At 74.2% G+C, this 1,982-nt stretch carries 1 protein-coding gene; it reads left to right on the top strand.

The genetic code is table 11. The features are described from left to right. The coding region (locus tag NS331_RS26905) for a beta strand repeat-containing protein (RefSeq protein ID WP_193758201.1) at positions 1-1,982 on the top strand (1,982 nt) is incomplete at both ends.

Here is a 1,982-nt window from a genome sequence, read left to right as displayed (position 1 = left end):
GTCGACGCGGCCAGCGGCGACGTGGCCGTCACCGCGGGCATCGACATCGTGGATGGCGACCTCACCGAGGACGCCAATGCCGACATCACGGCCAACCGGCTGCGCCTGACGGCCGCCCAGAGCGATGCCGCAGGCGGCATCGGCTTCGGCAGCGTGCTCAATGCGCTGGAAACGCAGGTCGCCACCCTGACGGCGAGCGCCGGCACGCGCGGCCTGTTCCTGGCCGAGCGCGACGCCGTCGCCATCGACAGCGTGACGGTCAACGTGCGCCTCGTGCTGGCCGACGGCACGGCCGCGGGCAGCACCACCAGCACCGCGCAGGAAGACCTCACGGCCACCGGCAGCGGCGCCCTCGTGCTGCGCGCGGGCGGCGACATCACCGTGGGCGGCACCGCCGCCACCAACGGCGTCACCAGCGCCGGCGGCAACGTGCTGCTGGAGAGCACCGGCGGCGCCCTCGTGCTGAACACGGCGGTGAGCGCCGCCGGCGGCCACGTGAGCGTGCGCGCGGCCACCCGCATCGACGCCGTGGCCGGCATCGCCACCAGCGGCAGCGGCACCCTGGAAGTGGTCGCCGCCAATGGCGCGCTGACCCAGTCGGCCACGAGCGCCTTCACGAGCGGCAGCGGCGACATCCGCCTGCAGGCCACCGGCAACGTGACGCTGGCACGCGTGAGCACCACGGGCAACCTGTCCGTCGACGCGAACGCCGGCAGCATCCTGGATGCCGACACCGCCGCCAACGAGCGCGTGCTCAACCTGAGTGCCAATGGCCTGCGCCTGATGGCCGCGGGCAGCGTGGGCACGGCCGCCAATGCGCTGGAGATCGATGCCACGACGCTGGCCGCCTACGCCGGCACCACCGGCGTGTTCCTGCTGGAGAGCAACGGCCTCACCGTGGGCACGGTCGCCAACGCGATCCGCCAGGTGGGCGCGGACGGCAGCGTCGGCGCGGCGCTGGCCACCGGCGGCAGCCGCGTGGACGTGGCGGGCAACCTGAGCGACATCGTGACGGGCGCGAGCGCGCACGTGGTGCTGCAGAGCACCACGGGCGACCTGGTGCTGAACGACGGCGGCAATGCCGACGGCGTGGCGATCCGCGCCGGCAACGTGGACGGCACCAGCGGCAACGTGCTGGTGGAGGCCCTGGCCGGTGCGGTCACGGGCAATGCGGACATCCGCAGCGCCGGCACCAGCGGCGCCAACGACGGCGGCTGGGTGACGGTCAAGGGCAGCACGGGCGTGCGCTTCACCGGCGCTGCGGGCATCACCACCGGCATCCTGGGGGCGGTGAACGTGGAGTCGGCCGCCGGCAGCATCGTGCAGGCTTCGGGCAACGCCATCACGGCGGGCGGCTCGGTGCGCCTCGTGGCCGCGCAGGACGTGAGCGTGGGCGTGATCACCGTCACCTCCTCGGGCGGCAGCGTGTCCATCACGGCCAGCGCGGGCAGCATCCTGGATGCGGACGGCACGGCGGGCGAGTCGGCGCTGAACATCACCACCGGCACCGCCAGCGGCAGCCTGCGGCTGAAGGCCGGAGCGGCCATCGGCGCGGCCGGCAACCTGCTGGAGACGCGCACGGTGAACCTGTCGGCCCTGGCGGGCAACGGCGGGCTGTTCCTGGCCGAGCGCGACGGCGTGAACGTGACCACGGTGTCGGTGGCGGTGCAGGCCGTGACGGCCACCGGCGCGCTGGCGGCGGCGTCGCTGAGCACCGATGCGGGCCAGTCGGACCTGCGCACCGCGGGCGGCGACGGCAGCATCGTGCTGACCAATGCGGCCGGCACGCTGACGCTCACCGACGGCGCCTCGGGCGCGACCGACGGCGTGGCGGTGTCGGCCAATGGCCGCGGCAACGTGCTGCTGCAAAGCGCCGGCGCGATCGCGCTGGCGGACAACGCCGACGTGCTCTCGGGCAGCGGCAACATCTCCATCCTGGCCACCGGCGCGCTGAGCCTGGCGGCCGGTGCGGACGTGCGCAC

Source organism: Pseudacidovorax intermedius, assembly GCF_001476815.1.
Lineage (GTDB): Bacteria > Pseudomonadota > Gammaproteobacteria > Burkholderiales > Burkholderiaceae_C > Xenophilus > Xenophilus intermedius_A.
Note: the sequence above shows the minus strand (reverse complement) of the source record. Positions and strands in the feature narration are given on the sequence as shown.